Source organism: Amycolatopsis sp. DSM 110486 (assembly GCF_019468465.1).
GTDB lineage: Bacteria > Actinomycetota > Actinomycetes > Mycobacteriales > Pseudonocardiaceae > Amycolatopsis.
Genome location: NZ_CP080519.1, coordinates 8,598,920 through 8,622,777 on the forward strand (window position 1 = coordinate 8,598,920; position 23,858 = coordinate 8,622,777).

Here is a 23,858-nt window from a genome sequence, read left to right on the forward strand (position 1 = left end):
TCATGAAGACTCTGCAGTCCACCGAGCTGCCCACGGCCCGTGGGCCGTTGTCGGCCGCCGTCGCCGAAACGCTGTCCGCTCCTCCACCAGGGCAGGCTGTGCCGCTCGACGCGATCGCAGACGCCGATCCATTCGGCGACGACCTGCAGCTGGCCCTGCACCTGTGTTACGAGCTGCATTACCAAGGTCTGCCGGGCGTCGACGCCGGCTGGGAGTGGGACCCTGAGCTGCTGCGGTTGCGGGCTGCGCTGGAAGAGCGCTTCCTGAGCGCGTTGCGCGCCGCGGCGCCCGGTGGCGACGACGTCGACGGCGAGTTCGCCGCGCTGCTGGTCGAGCCGATCGACGCGGCCGGCGTATCCCACTACCTGCGCGACGAGGGCGAGTGCTGGCAGGTGCGGGAGCTGTTCGCCCACCGCTCGATTTACCACCTCAAGGAAGCCGATCCGCACGCGTGGGTCATCCCGCGCCTGCGGGGCCGGGCCAAGGCGGCGCTCGTGGCCGTGGAGTTCGACGAGTTCGGCGGCGGCCGCCCGGAGTACGTCCACTCGCGGCTGTTCGCCGACCTGCTGCGCGGCGCCGGGCTCCCCGACGGCTACCTGGCCCTGCTGGACCACGTGCCTGCGCCGATGCTGGCGATCGTCAACGCGATGTCGCTGTTCGGGCTCCACCGCGCCCTGCGGGGCGCGCTCGTCGGCCACTTCGCCGCCGCGGAGATCACCACCGCGCCCTCGGCGCAGCGCATGGTGCAGGCGCTCACCCGGCTCGGCGCGGCCACGGAGTGCAAGTTCTTCTACACCGAGCACATCGAGGCCGACGCGGTGCACGAACAGGTGATGCGCCACGACGTGGTTGGCGACCTGCTCGATCAGGAACCGGCGCTCGCGGCGGACGTGGTGTTCGGTGTGCAGGCCACGAACCACCTCGAGGACCGCCTCGGCGAGCACCTGCTGGGGTGCTGGCGCGCCGGGCGGTCATCATTGCGTCAGCCCTTGCCCTGAGTCCGGACCCGCTGACGGTGGCTGGTGTCGCACAGCGGGAAGCATTTGCTGCGCCGGCAGGTGCACACGGCCACGAGGAAACGGTCGGAGCGCACGACGTTGCCTTCGGGCGTCTGCAGCTCCACCGGTCCTTCGATCAGCAGCGGCCCACCCGGGACCATCCGCACCCGCCGGTGGTCCCGGCCCTCACCGGTCGGCACGGAGCACCACCAGTTCCTCTTCGCGCACATGCGGGGCCACGAAGCCGGACTCCTCGAGGAAGTCCGTCCGTCCGGAAAGGACCGGTCCGAACGGGACCACCGCCCGGGCGACGACCCGCGGCCGCAGGCCCGCGGTGGTAAGCAGCCGGGCCGAGCGGTCCACGCCGGCCATCACGGACTGCACCAGCAACAGGAACCCTCCTGGCGCAACCAGTGCTGGGGCGCCCTCGCACAACGGGTCCAGCACCGCGCGTCCGTCGGCCCCGGCGTCGCATCGGCGGTCGGGCCGAGCCTGTTCCGCCGGCACTGGCACGTACGGCGGATTGGTCACGACGACGTCGTAAGGACCCCCGGTCGCGGCGGCGAGCAGGCCGCCGTGGCGCACGCGCACCGGCAGCCCGCGCACGGCGGCGTTCACCCGTGCCGACGCCAGCGCCCGCCGCGAAAGATCCACGGCCAGCACGGATTCTGCCCCCGCCCGGGCAAGTTCGATAGCAAGCGCGCCCGTGCCGGTGCACAAGTCGAGCGCGCGGGCGGCGACGGGCACCCCGGCCCGGCGCACCGCGGACGCCAGCAGGCACGTGTCAGCTTGCGGACGGTAGACGCCAGGCAGGCGGAGCAGGCCGCGCGCGGGGAGCGCCGACCCCGCAGGGAACGCGGGCAGCACCTCCCGCAGTGCCGTAGCGCCGGCGGCGGTCTCGTCCGCTTCTTCCGCGGGTACGGTCGTCATCGGGGCCTCCTCGGCGTCAGGGTCACCGCCGATTACCCGCCGACCGACCGGACAAACTTCGCGCTGTCGCGGCGAAACCAGGTTTCGACCTCCGCGCCGGCGCACCACTGGGACCTGGCGGCTCTGCCGTCGCCGCTCTCGCTATCGGTGAACACCGGACCGGCCTGTGATCGCACGGCTACCGGGATTGTGCCGCAGGATTCCCGGCCGTCGCACGGGAATCCCGTACGGTCCCAGCGCTACAGCCGCCGCGTGCACCGGCGCTCTACCCCCCGCCCAGACCAGCATCGTCCGAGAGTGCCCCAACCGCGCCTTCCACCTCAAAACGCGGAACAGCTGGGATAACTCCATCGGGGTGCTTCGACGTCGGCGCGCCCTGCGCCAACAGTTCCCAGTCGGGCTACACACCTGCGGCCTTTCGGTGCAAGTTGGCGAGTAGCAGCAGCCCACTAATCCGACTAACTCCCCGCCGGGTCGCCCTCGCGATCGTTGCGCTCCACGTCCGAGTCGGCGACGGCGGTGTACGCCAGCGCCGCGACCGTTTCCTCCAGGCCGCGCTGGATCTCCTCCCCGGAGCCCTCGCGGACGCTGCGCAGCGTGACCTCCACGCGGCTCGCGGCGGGGCCGGCGTCGGCGATGCTCAGCTCGCCCTGGTAGTCGTGCGGGCCCTGCGAACCCCAGGACAACGTGCGGTTGGCTTCGTCGACTTTGAGCCAGGCCTCACCCTCGATGTGCTCGCCGTGGATCTCCGCCTCGACGTGGACAGCCTCGCCGCCCTGGGGCTCGGCCTCCTGCATCTGCGTGAAGTAGTGCGGCAGGTTCCGCGGCTCCCGCAGATAGGCGAACAGTTCGTCCGCCGGCAGCTCGACCGAGGCACTGTGGTGGTAGTCGGCCATGGGAATTACCTCCTGGATGTCGGATACGCGAGGTTCTCGCGGCCGACGCCCGATGAGGGGGCCGTGCCGAATCTTCGCCGATTCGGCGCCCGCGTGGTGGACGCCCAACCGAGTGTGCAAATCGCGCCAGATCCCGAAACGACGGAGTGACCACCGGCGGCCGCACCCGCGCTGTTGGCGTACGGTTCGTTGCCAGGATTGATCTCCGGCCCCGCGCGGACTGCGCGTGCAAGAAACACGCGAGGCCACGCTACTGTCCTCAATGGACGTCGAAGCCGGGAAGTGCGATCAGGAACCCCGTTCCACCCGTATTCCCTTGTGGTGGGTGCGGTAGTCCTCGTGGCTGACGAGGGAGCCGAGCTCGTCGCGCACGCGGTGAGCGACGCGGCGGGCCTTCGCCATGTGCCGCCCCGTTTTGACGGCGATCGCGCGGTCCTTGAACGTGTTCGACGCGCGCTGATAACCGTCGATCTTGTTCTTCCACAAGCCGTTTTCGTGGAACGTCTCGACATCGCCGTACATGAGACGGGCCTCCTCCCGTTGTCCGGTCGGGCCCGGATACCCGCCTCCGGCCGCGTCACACGTGCCTGGGTGGAGATACTGCGTTCGCGCAGCGGAGAAGTACATCGCGCGCAGCACGTCGCAGAACGCCTGGTGCGGCACCGTCGGGAGATCGGCCCGCACCAACGTGATCACCGTCTCGGTGTCGACGTGCGGGTGCTCGCGCAACGCCGCGACCACAGCCGACAAGTACCGGAAGCCCAACCCTACCGCCGGCCGCCGACGAATTCCGGTCACGGCGCGCCTGATCGGCGTTTGTCGGACCCCTCGGGTATCGTCGCTTACGTACGAACACACGTTCGAAAGGGGGAAACCATGACGGACCAGATCGACCCGAATCCGCAGAAGGACCCAAGCGACTGGACGACAGGCGACGAACCCATGACCGGCCCGCAGAAGTCCTATTTGCGGACGCTGGCGCAGGAAGCCGGCGTGGACGTGCCGGAGGAGCTCACCAAGGCCGAGGCATCGGAGCGGATCGACGAACTGCAGCGAACCACGGGCCGCGGCACCTGAGAACCGCCTGGCGGTCGGAATGCTCGACGACGCCGAGGACACCGGGCAGCGCGTGATCGGCGAGCAATGCGAACGCCGGCGACAGTGACCGATGACCGCACTCATCTCGTGCAGTCCCTTCGCACACGGCGGCCGCTTCGTTCGCGTCCATCGCCTTCGTATCGCGTGGCGGGCAGGAACGGCTCGCCTTCATCGGAGCCGCCGCCCGCGTCGCGCCGGCGGCCGCGTGCCGGCTCGGCATCGAGCTCGGCACCGAGCAGGTCAGCGATAGTGGAGATCCACATCCACGCCAGCAACACGATGGCCCCGGCGAGCGACCCGTAAGTCTTGTCGTACGAACCGAAGTTGGCCACGCAGAGCGCGAAGCCCGCCGACGCCGCCGCGCACAGCGCAACGGCGACCAGGTCTCTCGGCGTGAGCCACCGGAAGTTCGGCTGCCGCACGTTGGGCCCAGCCCAGCAGAGCAGCGCACCCACAAGGCTCACGAGCACCGCGATCACCGGCCACTTCGCGATCTCCCACACCAGAACCCCGGTCCTTTCCAACCCGAGCAGATCACCCAACCGCCGCGCGACGGTCACGGCGGCACCGCCCCGAGCGCGCAGACCACCAGACCGCGACAACGCGCGCCCAGCCCGGCGAGCCTCTGGGACTCGACGACCCAGGATCGACCCACTTGAACCTGTCAGCCCGGCCCCGGCACGACCTGATTGCGTAGTACGTGAGGTCCGCGGCCCAGTCGGTGCAGTTGTCCCTCCCGAACTGCCGCGCCGTGCGCCTGAGCACCATCCACCAGGACCCGCGGACAGCTTCGTCGGTCCTTCCGGCTCTGGTCGCCGTCCGTTCACCGGAACCACCTCCTGCTCGGACGTTTACCGGTGCGAGCCGCGGGAACCACGGCCTCACGGGCGGCGCCAGACCGGCCCGTATTCCAGTCACCACGGTAAGTTCGAGAGGAACCGCTTATGGCTACCGGAGAGACCGGCTTCGACGACGTCACATACGACCTGGTGTCGGTGCAGTACCACTCGTTGAAAGCCGGACACGATTACGGCCAATACGTGCGCGACGCCGACAACGCCGAGCGTCAGGATATCGCCGACTTCTTTCGCCGCGTGATGGAAGAGGACTCCGCCCGGGCGAAGCAGTGCCACGAGTTCATCAAGGAACTCTCGGGAAGCTCCGAATCGGGTGCGGCGGTTACCTGACAAAGTCACGCCGGGAGGCGCCGGCCTCCGGCACCTCCCGGCGCACCAGCCAGCGTCCGAGGCCCAGACCCGGCCCGGCGGCCGGCCCGGGCTTCGGCCCGGCCGCAGCCGGAGTGCCGCTGCAGGGCTGGATCACGGCGAGACCGAGCTCGACCAGGTTTCCGTCGTAGCACACCAGCTGCGCGCCGGCCTGGCGGTCGGCGGCGGCTGCGAGCGGTTCGTCGACGAGCTTGCACGACTCGCGCAGCACCTTCGGCGGTGGCCCGGCGACGACAGCGCCTCAGTACAACGATGCGCATTGCCGATCCGAAACGCGATCCGGAAGCCTTACCGCCGTTGGACAATCAGTCTCGGGTGGCGCCGGTTTCATCGGTCCCCTCCGGGGCAATTACGGCGCGAGGTAGCCATCGCACGCCGCCTTGGCCCGGTCAAGCGGCAGGGAGTCCTGCGACATGCCTGAACGTGACGCCTCTGCCGACCGGCGGCCACGCCTCGGCCCGGGAGCCCTGCGGCTGGTCGTGCTCGTCGTCGGCGTCGTCTACCTCGTGCTGGGTGTGCTGGTTCGACCGGCTCCGGTCCGTTCACCAGTCACCAGCCCCAGTACACACTGTGGATCTTCAGTGTCGGCCCGCTGCTGAACGTCATGCGCATCCTCATCGGAGCGCTCGGGCTCCTCGCCGCCCGCAGCAGCAGTGGGCCTGCGATCTTCTCCTTCGCCGCCACCATCTGGTTAGCCGGACTCAGCACCTACAGCATCCTCGTTCTGACCCGCGGCACCGGCGACCGGCTCAACGTCAACTGGGCCACCGCGATCCTGCACCTGGCCACCATGGTCGTCACCGCCGTAGTCGCTACACTCGGCATGCGCGGCCGACCCCGGCGGGAGAAGTCCGCCGCGCGGATCTCCGGGGTCGCCGAGCGGACAGCCCGTAGCCGCCCGGGAACGGACTCGTCATCCGCGAAATAAGCCGGCGGCCCATCGCTCGCTGTTGGACCACCCGAATAAAATCCACCTGCCTGAACCGTCTGGGCGACCGAACCCCGGTTATTCCTCGCACGAGTGCCGAACGACGATCGGGCCCGAAGTAGACCGTCCGGAGAGGGCGTGATCAAAGGATCGCACCCGTCCCAGTTCGGTCGCACTGGGCAAACGTTCGGCGCACTCTGGAACGGCTTAGTTCCGAAGCCCCGCCCCCGATGCCGGTCAAGGCGGCCCGCTCAGGGCCGGCGACCGACGCCGGTCGCCAGCTCGTGCGCGCGCTGCCCGTCCGGCGCCAGCGGCGCGGTGTCCGCGCCCGCTCCCGCGCGCAGCCCCGACAGGAACTCCGCCACCGTCTCCGCCGCGGTGTAGCGCGGATGCCAGTCCAGCTCGGAACGCGCCCGGCCGGTGTCCATCACGGGCAGGTGCAGCACCGTCTCGAACAGCCCGGGAGTGGCCGGCACGAGGTGCAGCCGCCAAGCGGCGCCGAGCGCGTGCTTGACCAGCGCGGCCGGAATGGGCACCAGCCGCGCGCCCAGCTGCTCCGCGAGGAACGGCATGTCCACCACGGGCTCGGTCGCAACGTTGAACGATCCCGAGACCGGGCGGAGCACGCAGCGGCGGATCGCGTCGGCGAGGTCGATGCTGTGAACCACCTGCATCCGCAAGCCGGGAATGTCCGGCAGAACCGGCACCAGTGACGGACGCATCAGGCTGCCCGGCACGAACGGACCGCCGAACAGCCTCCGCTGCTCCGACGCGGCCGCCCGCTGAAAGACGAACCCGGGCCGTACCCGCGCCACGCGGACATCCGGGTGCCGTAGCTCGAAGTTGTCCAGGCACCGCTCCACATAGGCCTTTTCCCGCGAGTAGGCCGCCCCCGGCCAGCCGTGGGTCGGCCAATCCTCGGCGACCGGGCGATCATGGACGGCCGGAGAGTAGGCGCCGACCGACGAGGAATACACCAGCTTCGGTACGCCCGCCTCGGCCACCGCGTCGAACACCCGCAGGGACCCGAGCACGTTGGCCCGCCAAGTGACCTCGGGCCGGCGCGTGGGCTGGAAGAGCCAGGCCAGGTGCACCACCGCGTCGGCGTGGCGCAGGATGGGGACCAGGTCGTCCCTCGCGACATCGGCCTGGACGAACTCCGCCTTCGTGGCACCGGGGCCGGCCCGGCGGCGACCTAGCCCGACGATCGTGCCGACCGCCGGGTCGGTGTCGAGGGCGTCCACCACGCTGGTCCCGATGTTCCCGGTCGCACCGGTGACGACGATCCGCTGAGTAGTCATGCCGCCCGGTTACCCGCCCGGGCCAGGGCGTACTCGGCACGGTGCAGCAGTTCATGGAGAGCTGGTCTGTTGCGGACTGACGGGCCCGTAGTCGCTCGAGGACCGCGCGGGCGGCGCGTTCGTGGCTTCGCACGATCTGGTGGCTTCCGAGACGTCGTCCAGTTCGGACCCCATTTCGCAGATTGTCCTTCTGCCAGTCCAAGAAGCGCCCCTGGCGTCCCACGAGTCACCACAGACGCGGCAGATAGATGCGCAGGTAAGAGCTCATAGACCGACCATCCCCCTGGACTGACCGGGACTGCCAGCGGAAGGCCCCGGCACCCTGCGCGTAGGACAGGTGCCCGCGCGATCGTCGTCGCGGACCAGCGCGACGCTCGCCGATGGATACAGCGCGAACACCGCGCCGAGCCCGACCAGCTACGGCTCGGGCAGATACAACTCCCGGTCGATCAACGCATGCCGCGAGCACCGGCATAAGCCAGGAACGTGCCGATCTGGCAGTTCTCGATCCGCCCGGCAGTCCCCGAGTACTGCCGCTGCACCCCCGCAGACCGGGTGCCCTTCTTCAGGAACCCGGTGTCATCCACGATCAGCACCCCGCCCGGTTCACCGAGATGCTCGACCACGTAGTCCCGCACGTCATCGCGGACGCCGTCGATGTCCCAGTCCGCCCAGCGCAGCAGCCGCTGCATCCCGTCCGGCGAGACTTCACCGGCCTGCTCGGCCAGCGTCCAGCCGTTCTTCCGCGCCAAACCCGCGACCAGCCCGGACACATACTCCCGCGCACGATTCCGCGGCTCCGACCGCGCGAACCGGCCCCCGATCCGCTCATGCACCCGCTCCAGCTGACCCATCACCACATCGACCACCACCAGGATGATCTACCACAACACCACTAACTGCCGTTGCAGTACTAGTGTCCTGCGTCAGAAATTCGTCGGCAGAAGTTGGCGAGTGACTCGAGGATCTCAGCGGCGGTCTTGGTCCAGATGAAAGGCCTGGGGTTGTCGTTCCATTCCTTGATCCACGAACGGATGTCAGCTTCGAGATTCTGGACGTTCTTGTGGACACCGCGCCTGATCTGCTGATCGGCAAGGAAACCGAACCACCGCTCAACCTGATTGATCCAGGAGGAACCGGTCGGAGTGAAGTGCATGTGAAAACGAGGGTGCCGTTCCAGCCACGCCCGAATCGCTGGTGTTTTGTGGGTGCCGTAGTTGTCGCAGATCAGATGGATCTGCAGATGAGCGGGGACCTGCTTGTCGATCTTGGCGAGGAACTTCTTGAACTCCGCAGCCCGATGCCGGCGGTGCAGGGCGCTGACGACCTCGCCGGTGGCGACGTCGAACGCCGCGAACAGCGTGGTCAGACCGTTACAAACGTAGTCATGAGTACGACGCTCAGGCATACCGGGCATCATCGGAAGCACCGGCTGGGACCGATCCAAAGCCTGGATCTGCGACTTCTCGTCAACAGAAAGCACGATCGCACCGTCGGGCGGATTGAAATACAACCCGACAACGTCGTGCACTTTCTCCACGAACAACGGATCGGTCGACAGCTTGAAGGTGTCGGTCAGGTGCGGCTTGAGCTGAAACTTCCGCCAAATCCGGCCGACGGTCGACTTGGACAAGCCACTGTGCTGCGCCATCGACGCACGCGACCAGTGCGTAGCGTCCTTCGGGATTTCCTCCAGAGTCGCCACCACCACCGCTTCCACGTCCTCGACCCCGATCACCGGCGGACGACCGGGCCGAGGTTCATCGACCAACCCGTCGAGACGGTGTGCCAGGAATCGTCGACGCCACTTGCGGACCATGTCCGGCGACACGCCGAGATCCTTCGCCACACCCACAACCGGAGGCACACCGTCCTGGGCGCACGCCAGCACAATCCGAGAGCGTGCAGCCAAAGCCTGCGCCGAATTTCGCCGCCGCACCCAGCGTTCCAGCGTGGACCGCTCCTCATCGGTGAGCAGCACCGGCTCAAGCTTCGGCCCCCGACGTCCCGCGACACCATCAGACATGCCATCAGAGTCTAAATGACGACGAATTAACGACGCAGGACACTAGCCGGCCTCCGCGAACGTCTGCCGGCTGTCGACTTCGACGACCTCCTGGCCCGAACCGCCCACCAACGAAACACGTTGGAACCCTTCCGGCGTCAGGTCGGCGTCCAGGTCATGACCGGCACCGGTCGGGACGGCTGACCGTTGCCCTCGGCGTCCCCGTCGAGGAAGTCCTCCCTCCGAAGCGCAAGCAGAATTGTCGGGTCGGCGGAGTCACCCTGATCCGAGATTCCGCGACCGGTTCGGGATGGGCGTCCGCAGTGAGACCCGGCACGAAGGGCTCTTCGCTTCAGCGGCCGCGGGGGTCTTCGCTGTCGCCTTGCTCTTTCGGCTGGGTCGCGCCCGCTGCGACCTCGAAGAGCGATGGTTTGTCTCGGGGGTGACCACGGGTCACGTGGGCTTCGTCGCGCAGGCGTTCGACCATGTGCGGGTAGTGCAGCTCGAATGCCGGCCGTTCGGAACGGATGCGGGGCAGCTCGAGGAAGTTGTGCCGAGGCGGTGGCGAGGTGGTCGCCCATTCCAGCGAATTTCCGTACCCCCAGGGGTCGTCGGTCTCGACGCGGTCGCCGAAGCGGTAGCTCTTCACCACGTTCCAGATGAACGGCAGCACCGAGGCGCCCAGGATGAACGACCCGATCGTGGAGATGGTGTGCATCCACGTGAACCCGTCGGTGGACAGGTAGTCGGCGTAGCGGCGGGGCATGCCGGCGTCGCCGAGCCAGTGCTGGATCAGGAACGTGGTGTGGAAGCCGATGAACGTCGTCCAGAAGTGCCACTTGGCCAGCGGTTCGTCGAGCATGCGGCCGGTGATCTTGGGGAACCAGAAGTAGATGCCGGCGAAGGTGGCGAACACGATCGTCCCGAACAGCACGTAGTGGAAGTGGGCGACGACGAAGTAGCTGTCGTGCACGTGGAAGTCGAGTGGAGGTGCGGCGAGGATGACGCCGGTGAGCCCGCCGAGCAGGAACGTGACGAGGAAGCCGATCGACCACAGCATGGGCGACTCGAACGTGAGGGTGCCCTTCCACATTGTGCCGATCCAGTTGAAGAACTTGATGCCGGTGGGCACGGCGATGAGGAAGGTCATGAACGAGAAGAACGGCAGCAGCACGGCACCGGTGGCGAACATGTGGTGGGCCCACACCGCCACCGACAGCGCGGTGATGCCGATGGTGGCGAATACCATGGTCTTGTAGCCGAACAACGGTTTGCGGCTGAACACGGGGATGATCTCGGTGACGATGCCGAAGTACGGCAGTGCGACGATGTAGACCTCCGGGTGGCCGAAGAACCAGAACAGGTGCTGCCAGAGGATCGCGCCGCCGTTGGCCGGGTCGAACACGTGTGCGCCGATGTGTCTGTCGGCCAGCAGACCGAACAGCGCGGCGGTGAGGATCGGGAACGCGAGCAGGATCAGGATGCCGGTGAACAGGATGTTCCAGGTGAAGATGGGCATCCGCCACATCAGCATCCCGGGTGCCCGCAGGCACACGATGGTGGTGATCATGTTGACCGCGCCGAGGATGGTGCCGAGGCCGGTGACGATCAGCCCGGTGATCCACAGGTCCCCGCCGACACCGGGGGAGTGGATGGCGCTCGACAGTGGGGTGTATGCGGTCCAGCCGAAGTCGGGGGGTCCGCCCGGCGTGATGTAGCCGGACAGGACAATCAAGCCGCCGAAGAGGTAAAGCCAGTACGAGAACGCGTTCAACCGGGGGAAGGACACGTCGGGCGACCCGATTTGCAGGGGCACGACGAAGTTCGCGAACCCGAAGAGGTTCGGGGTCGCGTAGAGCAGCAGCATGATCGTGCCGTGCATGGTGAACAGCTGGTTGTACTGCTCCGGTGACAGGAACTGCATCCCCGGCTGCGCCAGCTCGCCTCGCATCAGCAGCGCGGTCAGGCCACCAACGAGGAAGAACCCGAACGACGTCGTCAGGTAGAGCACGCCGATCGTCTTGTGGTCGGTCGTGCGGATCGTCTTGAGGATCACCGAGCCAAGCGGAGCCCTATTAGCGGGTCGGTGCGGGATCGGAGTCGGCCGCGCGGCGGTGTCGGTCATCGGATCCTCGGTTACGTCGTCGCCGGAACATCCTGGTCATTGCCGGCTCGCCTACCCGTTTCGGTTGTCGCTAAACCTGCCGGAAGTCGACGGTTGGCTGCGGCGGGTGGCGGGTACGCATGGCGGGACCGGGCAACAGCATTGGGCGCGCGTTTCCGGATCGAGGTGCGACGATGGACTCAGCGATTCCCGGCGGACGGAGAACCGTCTCGACACGGGGCGCGGCACGTCATCTCCGGGCGACCGAACGGCACCTGAAGACCACGGACGCTGCCTGGGTGCGGCAGACATTCGGCGACATCGCGTGGCCTTTGCGACGCAGCTGGTTGGCGATGACCGTCGTCTTGGACGTGATCGCGCTGGGTCTTGTCTTGTTCGGCGTTCTCGTGGTGCTGCCGGTTGCCTTCGCGGGATTCCTGCTGGGCAACGTCGCCGTATGCATGCACCTCGAGCGTCGCCTCCGGCGCGAGGGCTGCACGAAGAATCGATGAGCCGCTGATTGCGATTCCGTCTCCCGCGGCGTCGTCATCCAGCCGCTCTCGTGCTCGCGCGGCGCTCGGCGCTTCTGCCTGCGAGCATGTGACGCCGTCAGACTCCAGCACAGGGCCGCGAGATCCCAGTGCACGTGCACCCCCGCCACCACAGCGCCGGCACCAGACCTCACGCCCGCCACGGTGTCGTGCGGGATAACTTTCGTGATCTGGCAGGCCAGGCATCGGTGGTGCGGTCTGTGAGTTTCTAGCTGGCCTACAGTGAACCCCGCGACACGCTAACCACCTGTGGTGCTCGGCAGGCGGTGGCTGTCCGTTGGTGCGATAGGGGTATTCGCTCAGCGTGAGTGTGTGGCGGTACTCGCGCGCAGTAACGCTGAGCGACACAGAACACCGGCATGGTGGCTGCTTGTCCGTTCCGCCTGCTCGTTCTTACAGCGCTGGCGTGACGTCGTATCACCGGCGGTTCGTTTCGTCGGCGAAGCTCACCCACTCGTCCCGGACCCTGCCGTCTGCGGTGGTTACGACTGCGCGAGCGCGGCGAATACGTGGAACGCCGGAGGGACAGTTCCCGGCGGTGTTTGTTTGTGCCCGCTGTGGGCAAACCGGGCGAATCGGCGGCCCTCTCCATGGTCGCACGCTGACAAGACCGAATAGTTTCAAGGAAAAGGATCACCATTATGACGTCAACGAAAACTGCGGTCCGGCGCGGTCCTCGACAGCTGATCGCGGCGGTTGTCGGAGCGGTCTTTCTGGCGGTCGGTGTGCTGGGGTTCATTCCGGGCGTCACCACCCATTACGACCAGCTCAGCTGGGCAGGGCACGACTCCGGAGCGCTGCTGCTCGGAGTCTTTGCCGTGTCCGTGCTGCACAACATCGTCCACCTCGCCTTCGGCGTGGCCGGGCTGGCGCTTTCGGGCACCGCCCGAGGCGCGCGCGGCTTCCTGCTCGGCGGCGGAGTCATCTATCTCGTGCTCTGGCTCTACGGTCTGATCATCGACCACGGCAGCGCGGCGAATTTCGTGCCCGTGAACACCTCCGATGACTGGCTGCACTTGGGGCTGGGCGTAGGCATGATCGTGCTCGGGCTCATTCCGCTCCCGAAAGGAACTCACCTATGACGTATGAGCGGTGACCGGGCGGGAGGTGTGTAGCGGACGGAAGTGTGGGTACGCAGCCGGTGTTCCGCCGCACGCAACGAAGGCAGCACATCCACATTTCCTGACGCTGGAGGCGATTTCCCTTCAGTTCGAGGCCAAGCCGGAGAAGCCAGATCCGGTGTATGCGCACAAGCTGCAGGAACTTATCGGCGGCGCGTTCGGTGAGATGACCGTGACGATGCAGTACCTGTTCCAAGGGTGGAACTGCCGCGTCGAGGGCAAGTACAAGGATCTGATCATGGACACCGCGACCGAGGAGATCGGGCATGTCGAGATGCTCGCCACCATGGTTGCCCGGCTCCTGGAAGGTGCTCCCGCCACGGCCACGGCAAAAGCGGTGAAGGACCCTGTGATGGCCGCGATGATCGGGGGGATGGATCCGCAGCAGGCCATCGTTGCCGGTGGCGGCGCGCTGCCGGCCGACAGCAACGGCACCCCGTGGAACGGCAAGTACATCGTCGCCTCGGGCAACCTGCTGGCCGACTTCCGCGCCAACGCGGCCGCCAAAGCCCAAGGACGGCTGCAGACGGCACGGCTCTACAACATGACCGATGATCCAGGCGTGAAGGCCATGCTGCAGTTCAACCTCGCGCGCGACACTGTGCACCAGAAGCAGTGGCTCGCGGCGATCGAGGAACTGGAGGCCGACGGGTTGGAGAGCGCCATTGCTCCGACCGCTCTGTTCGACGAAGAAAACCAGGAGCACAACAACACCATCTGGCACCTGTCCGACGGCCCCGACGGCGTCAAGGCCGGCTGGAGCTTCGTGGGGGAGGAGATCGAGTACCTCAAGGATCCGAAGCCGCTCGGAGGGCCCGGCACTGCGCCAAAGCCGGATCCGGCGCTTTTCGGTACTTATGCGCCGGTGCAGGACGCCGTGGGCACGGCCAAGGGCAAAGCCAAGAAGCTCCGGAACAAGGCGAAATGATCGGCGTCCACGCCGCGTCGGCGAAGGGCCACATACTGTCCCGCCCCTTGCGATGACGAGTAAACCGGTCCTCAGCCTGAAGGGCATGCTTCTGCACTGAGCTTTCCGGGGTGCGGTCATCCCTGAGGACCTGTGCGATGTCGGGTGCGTGGTGCACGAGTCGCCGGCTCGTAAAGCGGCAACCTGGCTCGAGGTTTCCCCCTGTGCTGGTGCCCCGACCAGAACGATTCGCCGCGCCGAGAAGGCGCGCAGCAACGGCACGCCGGATGTTTCCCCCGTGGCCTCGGGGGTACTCCGGCGTGCATGTTGCCCTCGGGGGATTCGGGGGCGAGTCGGCGAGGGTGAAGGAGGAGGGTCTGTGTCCACTGACGCGATCGTGTTGCTGAAGGACGACCACAAGACAGTCGAGAAGCTCTTCAAGCAGTTCGAAAAAGCGGGGGATAAGGCGTATCAGGAGAAGCGGCGGGTGGTCGACTCGATCATCGAAGAGTTGACTGTCCACGCCTACATCGAGGAAGAGATCTTCTACCCGGCTGCTCGGGAAGCCGTGCCGGAGACGGCGGATCATGTGCTGGAAAGCGTGCAGGAGCACCACGTTGTCGTCTGGATGCTGTCCGAGCTCACGGGCTTGGACGCCGCGGACGAGACGTTCGACGCGAAGGTCACCGTGCTCACCGAGAACGTCCGCCACCACGTGGGCGAGGAGGAGAACGACTGGTTTCCGCAGGTGCGCTCCGCGATGGGACGCAAACGCCTGCAGGAACTGGGGCAGCGCATGGTCGACGCGCGGGCACAGGCGCCGAAAAATCCACTGAAACTGCACAGCGCGACAGCCTGAGCAGCCCACGTGAGCGGGTTCCCGACAGGTGAATCGCGTTTGCCCGGCCGGTGGTCAGGAAATCCCGAAACCAGTTGACTTTCTCCACGGTGAAAGGGAGATCGATGAAGGCAGTGACCTGGCATGGCAAGCGCGACGTCCGCGTGGACACCGTGCCCGATCCGAAGCTCGAGGAGCCGACGGACGCGATCGTGCGGATCACGTCCACCGGGATCTGCGGGTCGGATCTGCACCTGTACGAGGTACTTGGCGCGTTCATGACCGAGGGCGACATCCTGGGTCACGAGCCGATGGGCGTGGTGGAGGAGGTCGGCGCGGGCGTGACCGGGATCAAGCCCGGCGACCGTGTCGTCGTCCCCTTCAACATCTCGTGCGGCCATTGCTGGATGTGCGAACGCGGCCTGCAGTCGCAATGCGAGACCACGCAGGTGACGAGTCAGGGCAAGGGTGCGTCGCTGCTCGGCTACACGAAGCTGTACGGCCGGGTGCCGGGCGGGCAGGCGGAGTACCTGCGGGTGCCGCAGGCGCAGTACGGGCCGATCAAGGTCCCGGATGGCCCGCCGGACGAGCGGTTCGTCTACTTGTCCGACGTGGTCCCGACTGCGTGGCAGGCCGTCGAGTACGCGGAGGTGCCCGAAGGCGGTTCGGTCGTGGTGTTCGGGCTCGGGCCGATCGGGCAGATGTGCTGCCGCATCGCGAAGCACCGCGGGGCCGCTCAGGTGATCGGCGTCGACCTGGTGCCCGAGCGGCTCGCACGGGCCCGGGAGCACGGCGCCACCACCCTTGACCTCCGCGACCACAAGGACATTGCCGAGTCGATCCGGCAGCTCACCGGCGGGCGGGGCGCGGACGCGGTGATCGACGCCGTCGGCATGGAGGCCCACGGCGCGCCGATCGGCCGACTGGCGCAGAATCTCGTCGCTCTGTTGCCGCAGCAGGTCGGTGCGAAGATCACCGAGAAGGCGGGCATCGACCGCCTGAGCGTGCTGTACGCGGCGATCGACAGCGTCCGTCGTGGCGGCACGATCTCACTCTCGGGTGTGTACGGCGGGATGGTCGACCCGCTGCCGATGATGGAGCTGTTCGACAAGCAGATCCAGCTGCGCATGGGCCAGGCCAACGTTCGGCATTGGATCGACGACATCATGCCGGTCCTCACCGCCGACGGCGACCCGCTCGGTGTCGAGGGTTTCGCCACGCACAAGCTGCCGCTGGCCGACGCGCCGCGGGCGTACGACATCTTCCAGAAGAAGCTCGAGGGCGCACAGAAGATCCTGCTACAGCCGGCTGCCTAACCGGTGCACCACCCGCGAATACACCGTCGATCCGTATCCGAGGAGGACCCATGGCCGAAGAACGACTACGCCCGCCGCAGCGACAGGAACCCCCAGGCCTGACCGAGGACATGGACCCGCGGCCGCGAGACACGATGGCCGACTACGAGGGGCGCGGCCTGCTCGCCGGGAAACGGGCCCTGATCACCGGCGGGGACTCCGGGATCGGACGCGCCGTGGCGATCGCGTTCGCGAAGGAGGGCGCCGACGTCGCGATCGCGTACCTCAGCGAGCACGAGGACGCCGAGTACACCGCCGAGCGGGTTCGCGCCGAGGGCCGCGAATGCCTGTTGCTGCCGGGGGATCTGGCTGTCGCGCACCAGTGCCGCGAGGTCGTCGACCAGACTGTGCGCCACCTGCACGGGCTCGACATCCTGGTGAACAACGCCGCGACTCAGTGGCCTGTGGACAAACCCGAAGACCTGACCGAAGAACAGTGGATGCACACGTTCGACGTCAACATGCACAGCTACTTCCGGGTCACCGCGGCCGCACTGCCGCACCTACGCGAGGGCGCGGTCGTCATCAATACCGGTTCGGTGAACGGCCTTCGTGGCAACAAGTCCCTCATCGACTACTCCGCGACGAAGGGTGCGATACACGCGTGGACCATGGCTATGGCGCAGGCACTGGCCGATCGCGGCATCCGGATCAACTGCGTGGCGCCCGGCCCCGTGTGGACGCCGCTGATCCCGTCCACGTTCCCACCGGAGAAGGTCGAGAAGTTCGGGTTGCAGGTGCCGTTCGAGCGCGCCGCGCACCCGGACGACCTCGCGCCGTCCTACGTTTTTCTCGCCGCCAACCGGCTTTCCTCGTACTACAGCGGCGAAGTCATGGCAGCACTGGGCGGCGAGACGACACCGGGCTGAGCGATCCCGGCGGGGTCACCCCGAAGTCCCTCAACGGCTCGGCGGTGCACGCACTGACGCCGGCGACGGACTGGGTGATGGCCCGGAAGCGGTATGTCCGTACGTGGCACGTCGGTCAAGTCGAGGCCGTCGGGCCTCCTTGCGGGTTCGGGGGTGCGGTGGTGAGGAACTCGTCGAGGAACGCGCGTGCGACGTCGCAGAGTTTGACGTTGGTGTCCTGGGACAGCTTCACGAGCACGGCGAACGCCTCGTCCGGACCGCAGCAGCGCTGTGCCATCAGCACACCCTTGGCCTGTTCGATCACCCCTCGGCTCTGCAGCGCCTGACGCAGCTGTCGGTTCTCCTCGGCGAGTACCGCCATGGCATCAATGTCCTCGGGCGCGTGCCGCGGGGTCGGCGCCGACCGGCTCGTCCGCTGAGGCTGTGACTCCACCGTGGACATGGTCGCTCCCCTCGATCCGCTGGCCATCCGATCCGCAGGGCATTCGAATTTACCCCGTCGGGTGGTCGTGCGAAACCGTCGTTCCTGCTGGTGGGAGGTCGGGCATTCAGCGCTGAGGGGCGCGCGCTGGGCGCGCCCGCAGGAAGCGGGGAAAGCTCGTGAAGGGTAGCGTCGGGAGTTATTACGGGGCCGGCCAGTGGAAGACCAAGGTCGAGGGGAACCAGCAGGCCTCGCACACGCACGGCACGAAAGCGGAGGCCGTGGCGGGGCTTGGAGTTGGCGCTCGAGCCCAGCGCGGAGCAGTTCGTCCGCGACATGGAGGGCAAGGATCGCGGAGCGCGACACCTATCCGCGCAGCGCCGATTCCCGCAAGATCCCAGCTGACACCCCTGCCGGCGTTGCCCAGCCGCGGCGGGTCAGCGGTCGGGCAACGCCACGCGGGTCTCGTGCAGGTCGGCGAGCAAGTCGAACTTCAGCGCCTTCCGGGCGATTGCGTGAGCTGATTTCCGGTGGGGGCCATGAGGTGGCTGGCGCGGTTGGTCACGCGCCGAGTCGGCTGTAGAGGCGGCTGGCGAGGGCGGCGGCCAGCTGGCTGAGCTCGGCGGTGGGGTCGAGTTGGGCGTATTGGCCGAGCAGTTCGGCGATGGCGTAGGCCTCGGTGCCGGACAGGAGCGCTGTCCACGGCTCCCGGCGGCCGCGTTCGATCAGCTGGGTGAGCGCGCGCGTGTACTCCTGGTGGTCGCGCACCTTGTCGAGGTCGAACGGATCCTGCCGCGCGGTGGAGTCGGCCATGCCTCGTCACCCTTCTGTGTACCGGAGTCCATCGCGTGTCGGCGCTGACCTGCGAGTTCGTGCCGGCGAGGGTTCATGTCGCCGGCACGGGAGCAAATCTATGATGGCTGGGGTAGACATTCAACCCGGGCCGTGTGTAGTCTTCTCCATGTACCGAGAGAGACAACGTCAAGCAGGCGCGGGAGATGACGGAACTACCCGCGAGGTGAGACAAGGCGGTCAGGCAGGGCGGGGCCAATCAACGGACAGGTCTCGGCTGGTGACCGGTGAACGATCCGGGATCGGGCACGGAAGACGGAATTGGCCGGACGGTCCCGGTCCCGGTCCCGGTGCAGGACGCAAGCGGTGCAGGTGCGCTTGTGAGGTTGTTGTACCGCAGCAACAAGTCAGTACCGCAGTATCGAATCAGGTAAGTGGCAGTGCGAAGGCAGTGTGTGCAGGACGGTCAGGTGGCCGGAGCCGATCACGGACGGGGTTCCGGGCAGTGACCAGCGGTGTTACGCATGCTGGGGCCGATCAGGGAAAGGGTTCCAGCCCGGTGACGACCGCAGCGGTAGCAGTGGAAGTGCACAGTAAGAAGAAAAACCCGGAAAGAAGGGAAAGGGCGCATCATTGGATCGCCCGCGGCGGCTGTGCAGTAGTGCCGCGCGGGTACCGCAGTCCCATCGGATTGGAAGGTGGTTCTCGGTTACGAGTAAGCGATCCCCGCAGTCTCCGCCTCTCGGACGGACGACGCGGGTACACGAAGCCGACGTCCGCGTCGGTTGACAATGGTGAAACCCAACCCCTGGGACCCCGGATGCCGTGCACGGCATCCGGGGTCCCTTGTGACGTGGAGGTGGAATGACTCCTGACCAACGCAAGGCCCCCGCACCCGGTTCGGGTGGGGCTGACAAGTTCGACGACGACCAATACCCCGCCTACACCATGGGCCGGGCCGCGGACATGCTCGGCACCACCCAGAACTTCTTGCGCAGCCTGGATGAAGCCGGCCTGATCGAGCCGCAGCGCTCCGCCGGCGGGCACCGCCGCTACTCCCGCCACCAGCTGCGCATCGCCGCGCGAGTGCGAGAACTCGTCGACGAGGGCACCGCCATCGACGCCGCCTGCCGCATCATCTCCCTCGAAGACCAACTCCACGAATCCCAGCGCCAGAACACCGAACTGCGTTCGAACGAGTAACCTCGGCCAGGGTGTATGGCCGACCTGCGCGGTACACCTCCCCAGCTGCGACCTCTACGCCCGTGGCAAGCGCCGCCGGTCTGGGGTGGGGTGTCGCGGGTCGAACTCTTGCTGGCGGTACGGGATTCGCCGGACTGGGCCTGGTTCTTGTTGACCGTCCGTGCGGCAATTTCCTTGGCACGGCCGGGTGCTGGCGCCCTGCTTCCTCTGCGAAGACTTGATGTGCTCGTACTGACGTTCGCGCTTGGTGCTCTCACTCTTCTCAGGCACCGCTCCTCCTTGGATCTCAAGCGCGATTATCGGCTGGCCGCATCGGCAAAACGGCCAGGCCTCCATTCGGACGTTGCGATGAGGGTTCGGCTTGAGGCGTTTCGCACGCGGACTGGGCGGTTAGCCCGGTTTGGTGCCTGCGGTGAAGAGGCGCGGGTGCCCGGCTCCTGTCGGTCAAGAAGCGGCCGACGGGGGTTCGCGGCCTGCTCGGCCGACTGGACTCTCGGAAGGGTTGTCCTGGCGCTGGGCAGGCACGGCTTCCTCGATCAGCGGCGGGCCACGTCGCGAAGTTTGACGTTCGTGTTTTGTGACAGTGCGCGGAGAGTCTCGAATACCTCATGGGCTGTGCAGGCACGCTGCTTCCACGCCGCTGATGTTTACTCCGCGTCGGAGTGGGTACGAATTGGGGCGAAGCAAGAGTCTATGGGTAGTGGAGCAGAGCCATCTGAAGCAAGAACGTGGGGACTGGGATGGATCCTCGGCGCCTTGAGCGTGCTGTGTCCGCGGCGGAACCTGTTGCCGACCGCGGACCTGGTTTGGCCGAGACGTTTCGGGCGGCGGCGCGTGGTGTGTCGCCGGGAGAGCGTGACATTCTCCTGCGTACGGTGATCGCCGCTGTTCCCGAGATGGTTTCGGGTGTGGTGTCCGTCAGTTTGACGTGCTGGGACGGTGGTCGGTTTCAGACCGTGGCGGCGAGCGACCGGGTGGCTGTGCGGCTCGACGAGTGGCAGTACGCGGCAGATCGCGGGCCGTGTGTGGACGCGGCCCGCCAAGGGCGCCGGACGCTCATCTCGGACCTCACGGACACGGGACAAGGGTTCGCCGCCGCGGCAGGGTCCACCAAGGTCCGCTCGGTGTTGTCGATTCCGCTTCCCCAGCCGGCCGACCATGCGGGGCTCAACTGCTACGCGGCCGGTAGCGCCACGATCGCGGGCGGATTGGCGGAGGCGCGGCTCGATCTGTTCGGCCGCACCGCGGCAGCCTTGCTTGGTGGGCATCCGTCCGAGACCGTTCCGACCGGCGCGCGGCTCGAGGCCGCGCTGGCGCGGCGAAGGGAGCTCGAGCGAGCCTGCGCGAGGCTGGCGAAGCGGGACGGAATCACCGTGGACGAGGCCCTGCGCGCCCTGTCGGCCGGGGCCATCCATCGAGGCGTGACGATGACGGCCGTGGCGCGCGAGTTGCTTCGGAGGGACGCCGATGAGTGAACTCGGCCTGTACGAGGGATATCGGCTTTCCGAGCTGAGCGCGTTCGAGCTGTGGGCGGAGTACCTGGCCGTCGGGGGAGGGGCGGACCAGTTGGAGGTCGAGGCTTACGTGCTGGGCATCCTCTGCCCTGACCGTCTCCAGCACAACTTGATCGCCCAGGCGCTCAACGAGGTGTTCGTGGACCGGGGTCTCGACCACCCGGTCGGTTACCACGACCCGGCACGGTGAGCAGCGTTTCAGGCGTGCGGCGGCAGATCGAGCTCCGTGTGGCGCTCCGCGAGTGTCCGGGCCAGCTCGGCCAGCTTCACGTTGACGTCCTGCGAGGTACGGCGCAGCAGGTCGAACGCCTCGTCCGCGGTGATCCCCCGGCGGCTCATCAAGATGCCCTTCGCCTGCCCGATGACGTCGCGGCTCTCGATGGCGCGTTCCAGGTTAAGCCGATCCAGCTCAGCCCGCGTGAGGGCGGAGGTTCGTGCCAGCGCCAGAGATGCGTGAGCGGCCAGGAGCAGCGCCGCGTCGCGTGACTCCTCGGAGAAGGCGTGCGCGCGGTTCGAGTAGACGTTCAGTGCGGCGCCGGACACCCCGTCGTCCGTTGACGACGGCACCAGGGCGGTGGAGAGCACGGAGTGGTAGCCGCGCGCCGCCGCGGCCGGTGCGAACGTCGGCCAGCGCGGCTCCTGGCCGAGGTCGTCGCTGAGCGCGTAACCGGGCGCCACGTGCCGGGCGATGTCAACGCAGGGACCCTCATCGGCGTCGTACTGCACCTGGTCCAGCTCGCGGGCAACCGGTTCGGTGCGGACGGGGGTGTTGAACTGGCCGTCAGGCGCACACAGCGTGATGCTTACCAGGTCGGCGCCCGGAATCACCACGGGAGCGGCCTCGACGACCCGCTCCAGCGCTTCACCGACCGTGGTGGCGTCGAGCAGCAGCCGGGTGAGGCTCGCCAGCTCCCGGGCCAGGGCACCGTTGCCGTCCTCCCGTCCGGCTTCGAGGTCCTCGCTTTTCCAGGTCGACAATTTCGCTCCTCTCCGCCTGCGAGGGCGGTGCGTGCAGCGGACGTATTCGCGGTTCCGATCGACCGGCTACCCTCGTGCCGGAGCGGGGAAACGAATCGCCGCGGGGGCGCAGGCGGAACCGTCCGGTTTGGGCGTGGTCGCCGCACGTCCGGGAACGAGCGGAGGTGGCCGTCGTTCACTGCCGCCGGCATTCGCGTTGCTCGGCGATCACGCGCTGCCCGGTGTCCTCGGCGTCGTCGACGTCCTCGGGCGGCTGGCCCTCGCCGGGGTCGTAGAGGGTGCCGTCGTCGGCGCGCCCCGGGTCGGGCGTGGTGGGCCGGGCGATGTCGGAGTGTTCGGTTCGGTCGCGCATGTCGTTCCCGTACCCGGTCTGTGATCCGGCGAATCCCGTGGTTCGGGCGGGTAACGGGCGTGCGTGACTTTTTGCGCCCGGACCCGCATGCGGTTGCCCACGGTGAACGGTCTGGCGGACGTGGCCCGGTTGTTCGAGGCCGAGGGTGGCGATGACCTGTATGTCCGCTGGTCTCGGGGACCCGGGACCGACCTCGCGGAAGGGGAGCGGGCGCAGACGAGTCTGGACGGTCTCACGGGGATCCGGTTGCTGGGGCTGTCGGCCAACCCGCTGCGGAGGGAGGCGTGGTGGCGGGACCGCTCGGTGCGGTTCTGGCTGGCGCGCCGGCTCTACGACTACGAGCACCTGCGTGACCTGCGTGGCCCTGGCGTGCGACCTTGGGTGTTGCGTGGCCGGGAGATCGCCCGCGGGCCAGACAACGAACCGCTGGTCGTCGCGGCCGAGCCGCTCGCCTGGGTCGCCGACGCGGTTCTGCACGAGGCCCGCTGCCTGGTCGACGAGCAGGGCTCGCGTGAGCGGGGGCCGATGGACCGGCGCGCCGGCCGCTGACCGGTTGCCCTGGCCCTCACCCGTGCCGGGCGAGAGCGTCCTCGGCCGAGCGATACCTGTGGCAAGTCCGACGTGCCTGAGCCGAGGTGGCCGAACAGCGCCACGCGGACGCGCCGTCCCCGCTTCGGGCTAGCGAGGCCATGCGCCGTGCGGTCGGCCCGGCAGCGCTGCCGGTGATCATTCCGTCGTTCCGGGGGTGCTTCCTCCTTCCAGGACGCCGCCGGCGGGACCCTCGCCGGTGGTGCGGCGTCGGCGGTCGGAGATCGCCCGGTCTCGTACCCGGCCGCTCTCCGCGCCGATGTCGCCGACGCTGCCGGCGAGGTCGGCGTGCCCGGCCACGAGGTGTCGCCGGGCCGCCGCGAGCGGTTCCAACAGCGCCGACGCGTCGTCGGCGGCCAGGGCCTGCGCGACGCCCGCTGCGGCTCGCCGACCGGCGGCGGACATGCCTTCGGCCACGGTGATGCGCGCCGCGAGCTGGCGCAGGACCACGGCGTTACGCCGGGCCCACTCGGACACGGCGCGGTCGCCGGCCCGGCGGTCGCGCTGGGCGTCGATGCGGCCCTCGCCCGTGGCCTCGCCCGTCGTGGACGGCTGGAGCCGCAGGTAGCGTCGTTCCGCCGCCTGCCGGCTCGCGACCCCGAGCGCCGGCGCCAGGGCCGCCCAGCTCACGCCGGCCATGCGCGCCGCGGTGATGAGCTCCGGCTCCCACTCGGCGAGCGTCACCCGCAGAGCGTGCAGCGCGCTGAGCGCCGCGAGCAGCTGTTCTCCATTCGCGGCAGCGGCACGCGCGTCCGCGACCGCCTGGCCCACGAGGGCCATGACACCCGCCTCGTCCATCCTGTCAACCTTTCGACGACTTCAGACTTGTCAACGTTTCGATGACATGTTAGAACAGTCCTGCGCGTTGACAAGTCCGATACGA

28 protein-coding genes and 4 pseudogenes are annotated in these 23,858 nt (G+C 67.8%); 15 read left to right on the forward strand and 17 right to left on the reverse strand.

Translation table 11 applies throughout. From position 1 onward, the window contains the following. Positions 1-2 precede the first annotated feature (2 nt). Positions 3-998 carry an iron-containing redox enzyme family protein gene (locus K1T34_RS41480; protein ID WP_220240137.1) on the forward strand — a complete coding sequence of 332 codons (996 nt, stop codon included), beginning with the start codon at positions 3-5 and terminating at the stop codon, positions 996-998. Here K1T34_RS41480 and K1T34_RS41485 read toward each other — a convergent pair. The 4 genes from K1T34_RS41485 to K1T34_RS53965 form a co-directional block, all read right to left on the reverse strand. Further along, on the reverse strand, positions 983-1,198 hold the full coding sequence (locus tag K1T34_RS41485; protein ID WP_220240138.1) for a CDGSH iron-sulfur domain-containing protein: 216 nt from the start codon (positions 1,196-1,198) through the stop codon (positions 983-985). The genes K1T34_RS41480 and K1T34_RS41485 overlap by 16 nt on opposite strands. Further along, positions 1,185-1,928 (reverse strand): methyltransferase, encoded by a 744-nt coding sequence (locus K1T34_RS41490; protein ID WP_220240139.1) that lies wholly within the window; start codon positions 1,926-1,928, stop codon positions 1,185-1,187. The genes K1T34_RS41485 and K1T34_RS41490 overlap by 14 nt, the downstream gene beginning before the upstream one ends. A gap of 458 nt (positions 1,929-2,386) precedes the next feature. Then, positions 2,387-2,824: an SRPBCC family protein gene (locus K1T34_RS41495; protein ID WP_220240140.1), complete on the reverse strand. Its 438-nt coding sequence runs from the start codon at positions 2,822-2,824 to the stop codon at positions 2,387-2,389. Positions 2,825-3,112: 288 nt separating this feature from the next. Further along, positions 3,113-3,574 carry a DUF2188 domain-containing protein gene (locus K1T34_RS53965; RefSeq protein ID WP_255637946.1) on the reverse strand — a complete coding sequence of 154 codons (462 nt, stop codon included), beginning with the start codon at positions 3,572-3,574 and terminating at the stop codon, positions 3,113-3,115. A 126-nt stretch (positions 3,575-3,700) separates the two neighbouring features. Between K1T34_RS53965 and K1T34_RS41505 the strand changes: the two genes are divergently transcribed. After that, a complete protein-coding gene (locus tag K1T34_RS41505) occupies positions 3,701-3,901 on the forward strand; it encodes a DUF3072 domain-containing protein (RefSeq protein ID WP_220240141.1) in 201 nt (66 codons plus the stop codon). A gap of 101 nt (positions 3,902-4,002) precedes the next feature. On the opposite strand, the gene K1T34_RS53970 is transcribed toward K1T34_RS41505, so the two are convergent. Continuing rightward, positions 4,003-4,482: a YihY/virulence factor BrkB family protein gene (locus K1T34_RS53970; protein WP_255637947.1), complete on the reverse strand. Its 480-nt coding sequence runs from the start codon at positions 4,480-4,482 to the stop codon at positions 4,003-4,005. Positions 4,483-4,866: 384 nt separating this feature from the next. Between K1T34_RS53970 and K1T34_RS41515 the strand changes: the two genes are divergently transcribed. Next, positions 4,867-5,109, forward strand: coding sequence for an acyl carrier protein (locus tag K1T34_RS41515; protein ID WP_220240142.1), 243 nt, complete (start codon positions 4,867-4,869; stop codon positions 5,107-5,109). Here K1T34_RS41515 and K1T34_RS41520 read toward each other — a convergent pair. Further along, complete coding sequence (locus K1T34_RS41520) at positions 5,102-5,359, reverse strand: hypothetical protein (protein WP_220240143.1); 258 nt, start codon at positions 5,357-5,359, stop codon at positions 5,102-5,104. The two genes, K1T34_RS41515 and K1T34_RS41520, sit on opposite strands and share 8 nt — an antisense overlap. A 327-nt stretch (positions 5,360-5,686) precedes the next feature. On the opposite strand from K1T34_RS41520, the pseudogene K1T34_RS41525 reads away from it, so the two are divergent. Further along, positions 5,687-6,076 (forward strand): annotated as a pseudogene (locus K1T34_RS41525) (DUF4383 domain-containing protein); the annotation flags it as partial. Between the two features lie 251 nt (positions 6,077-6,327). Here K1T34_RS41525 and K1T34_RS41530 read toward each other — a convergent pair. The 4 genes and pseudogenes from K1T34_RS41530 to ctaD form a co-directional block, all read right to left on the reverse strand. Next, a complete protein-coding gene (locus K1T34_RS41530) occupies positions 6,328-7,377 on the reverse strand; it encodes an NAD-dependent epimerase/dehydratase family protein (protein WP_220240144.1) in 1,050 nt (349 codons plus the stop codon). A gap of 423 nt (positions 7,378-7,800) precedes the next feature. Beyond that, a pseudogene (locus K1T34_RS41535) lies at positions 7,801-8,231 on the reverse strand (IS701 family transposase); the annotation flags it as partial. A gap of 59 nt (positions 8,232-8,290) precedes the next feature. Then, entirely contained in the window at positions 8,291-9,403 is a 1,113-nt protein-coding gene (locus tag K1T34_RS41540) for an IS630 family transposase (RefSeq protein WP_220240145.1), read from the reverse strand. 331 nt (positions 9,404-9,734) lie between these two features. Beyond that, positions 9,735-11,507, reverse strand: coding sequence for a cytochrome c oxidase subunit I (gene ctaD / locus K1T34_RS41545; protein ID WP_220240146.1), 1,773 nt, complete (start codon positions 11,505-11,507; stop codon positions 9,735-9,737). 173 nt (positions 11,508-11,680) lie between these two features. Between ctaD and K1T34_RS41550 the strand changes: the two genes are divergently transcribed. The 6 genes from K1T34_RS41550 to K1T34_RS41575 all read left to right on the forward strand — a co-directional run bounded on the left by K1T34_RS41550 (position 11,681) and on the right by K1T34_RS41575 (position 17,127). Next, positions 11,681-11,998, forward strand: coding sequence for a DUF3040 domain-containing protein (locus K1T34_RS41550; RefSeq protein WP_220240147.1), 318 nt, complete (start codon positions 11,681-11,683; stop codon positions 11,996-11,998). A 680-nt stretch (positions 11,999-12,678) separates the two neighbouring features. Then, positions 12,679-13,119: a DUF4383 domain-containing protein gene (locus K1T34_RS41555; RefSeq protein WP_220240148.1), complete on the forward strand. Its 441-nt coding sequence runs from the start codon at positions 12,679-12,681 to the stop codon at positions 13,117-13,119. A 100-nt stretch (positions 13,120-13,219) separates the two neighbouring features. After that, complete coding sequence (locus tag K1T34_RS41560) at positions 13,220-14,086, forward strand: manganese catalase family protein (RefSeq protein ID WP_220247666.1); 867 nt, start codon at positions 13,220-13,222, stop codon at positions 14,084-14,086. A 358-nt stretch (positions 14,087-14,444) separates the two neighbouring features. After that, complete coding sequence (locus K1T34_RS41565; protein WP_220240149.1) at positions 14,445-14,924, forward strand: hemerythrin domain-containing protein; 480 nt, start codon at positions 14,445-14,447, stop codon at positions 14,922-14,924. A 104-nt stretch (positions 14,925-15,028) separates the two neighbouring features. Next, positions 15,029-16,219, forward strand: a complete 1,191-nt coding sequence (locus K1T34_RS41570) for a zinc-dependent alcohol dehydrogenase (protein ID WP_220240150.1) — start codon at positions 15,029-15,031, stop codon at positions 16,217-16,219. A 50-nt stretch (positions 16,220-16,269) separates the two neighbouring features. Beyond that, on the forward strand, positions 16,270-17,127 hold the full coding sequence (locus K1T34_RS41575; protein ID WP_220240151.1) for an SDR family oxidoreductase: 858 nt from the start codon (positions 16,270-16,272) through the stop codon (positions 17,125-17,127). Positions 17,128-17,242: 115 nt separating this feature from the next. On the opposite strand, the gene K1T34_RS41580 is transcribed toward K1T34_RS41575, so the two are convergent. Further along, the gene (locus K1T34_RS41580) at positions 17,243-17,569 is read right to left on the reverse strand and encodes an ANTAR domain-containing protein (RefSeq protein WP_255637948.1); all 327 of its coding nucleotides are present in this window, start codon (positions 17,567-17,569) and stop codon (positions 17,243-17,245) included. A 158-nt stretch (positions 17,570-17,727) separates the two neighbouring features. Here K1T34_RS41580 and K1T34_RS54885 point away from each other — a divergent pair, with 158 nt between their 5' ends. Beyond that, entirely contained in the window at positions 17,728-18,072 is a 345-nt protein-coding gene (locus K1T34_RS54885) for a DUF2188 domain-containing protein (protein WP_220240152.1), read from the forward strand. Between the two features lie 37 nt (positions 18,073-18,109). Here the strand turns inward: K1T34_RS54885 and K1T34_RS41590 are convergent, their stop codons facing one another. Next, entirely contained in the window at positions 18,110-18,361 is a 252-nt protein-coding gene (locus K1T34_RS41590; protein ID WP_220240153.1) for a hypothetical protein, read from the reverse strand. Between the two features lie 843 nt (positions 18,362-19,204). Between K1T34_RS41590 and K1T34_RS41595 the strand changes: the two genes are divergently transcribed. Next, positions 19,205-19,543: a MerR family transcriptional regulator gene (locus tag K1T34_RS41595; RefSeq protein WP_220240154.1), complete on the forward strand. Its 339-nt coding sequence runs from the start codon at positions 19,205-19,207 to the stop codon at positions 19,541-19,543. 53 nt (positions 19,544-19,596) lie between these two features. Here the strand turns inward: K1T34_RS41595 and K1T34_RS53975 are convergent. Next, positions 19,597-19,813: pseudogene (locus K1T34_RS53975) on the reverse strand (plasmid stabilization protein); the annotation flags it as partial. 266 nt (positions 19,814-20,079) lie between these two features. Continuing rightward, a pseudogene (locus tag K1T34_RS54890) lies at positions 20,080-20,163 on the reverse strand (ANTAR domain-containing protein); the annotation flags it as partial. A gap of 186 nt (positions 20,164-20,349) precedes the next feature. On the opposite strand from K1T34_RS54890, the gene K1T34_RS41605 reads away from it, so the two are divergent. Continuing rightward, positions 20,350-21,018, forward strand: coding sequence for an ANTAR domain-containing protein (locus tag K1T34_RS41605; protein WP_220240155.1), 669 nt, complete (start codon positions 20,350-20,352; stop codon positions 21,016-21,018). Further along, entirely contained in the window at positions 21,011-21,247 is a 237-nt protein-coding gene (locus tag K1T34_RS41610) for a hypothetical protein (protein ID WP_220240156.1), read from the forward strand. The genes K1T34_RS41605 and K1T34_RS41610 overlap by 8 nt, the downstream gene beginning before the upstream one ends. An 8-nt stretch (positions 21,248-21,255) precedes the next feature. Here the strand turns inward: K1T34_RS41610 and K1T34_RS41615 are convergent, their stop codons facing one another. Together K1T34_RS41615 and K1T34_RS41620 are read right to left on the reverse strand one after the other, a co-directional pair. Further along, positions 21,256-22,035 carry an ANTAR domain-containing protein gene (locus tag K1T34_RS41615; RefSeq protein WP_220240157.1) on the reverse strand — a complete coding sequence of 260 codons (780 nt, stop codon included), beginning with the start codon at positions 22,033-22,035 and terminating at the stop codon, positions 21,256-21,258. Between the two features lie 175 nt (positions 22,036-22,210). Continuing rightward, entirely contained in the window at positions 22,211-22,387 is a 177-nt protein-coding gene (locus K1T34_RS41620) for a hypothetical protein (protein ID WP_220240158.1), read from the reverse strand. 87 nt (positions 22,388-22,474) lie between these two features. On the opposite strand from K1T34_RS41620, the gene K1T34_RS41625 reads away from it, so the two are divergent. Then, positions 22,475-22,936: a DUF6098 family protein gene (locus K1T34_RS41625; protein WP_220240159.1), complete on the forward strand. Its 462-nt coding sequence runs from the start codon at positions 22,475-22,477 to the stop codon at positions 22,934-22,936. 177 nt (positions 22,937-23,113) lie between these two features. On the opposite strand, the gene K1T34_RS41630 is transcribed toward K1T34_RS41625, so the two are convergent. Then, positions 23,114-23,773: an HSP18 transcriptional regulator gene (locus K1T34_RS41630; RefSeq protein WP_220240160.1), complete on the reverse strand. Its 660-nt coding sequence runs from the start codon at positions 23,771-23,773 to the stop codon at positions 23,114-23,116. Positions 23,774-23,858: the final 85 nt, after the last annotated feature.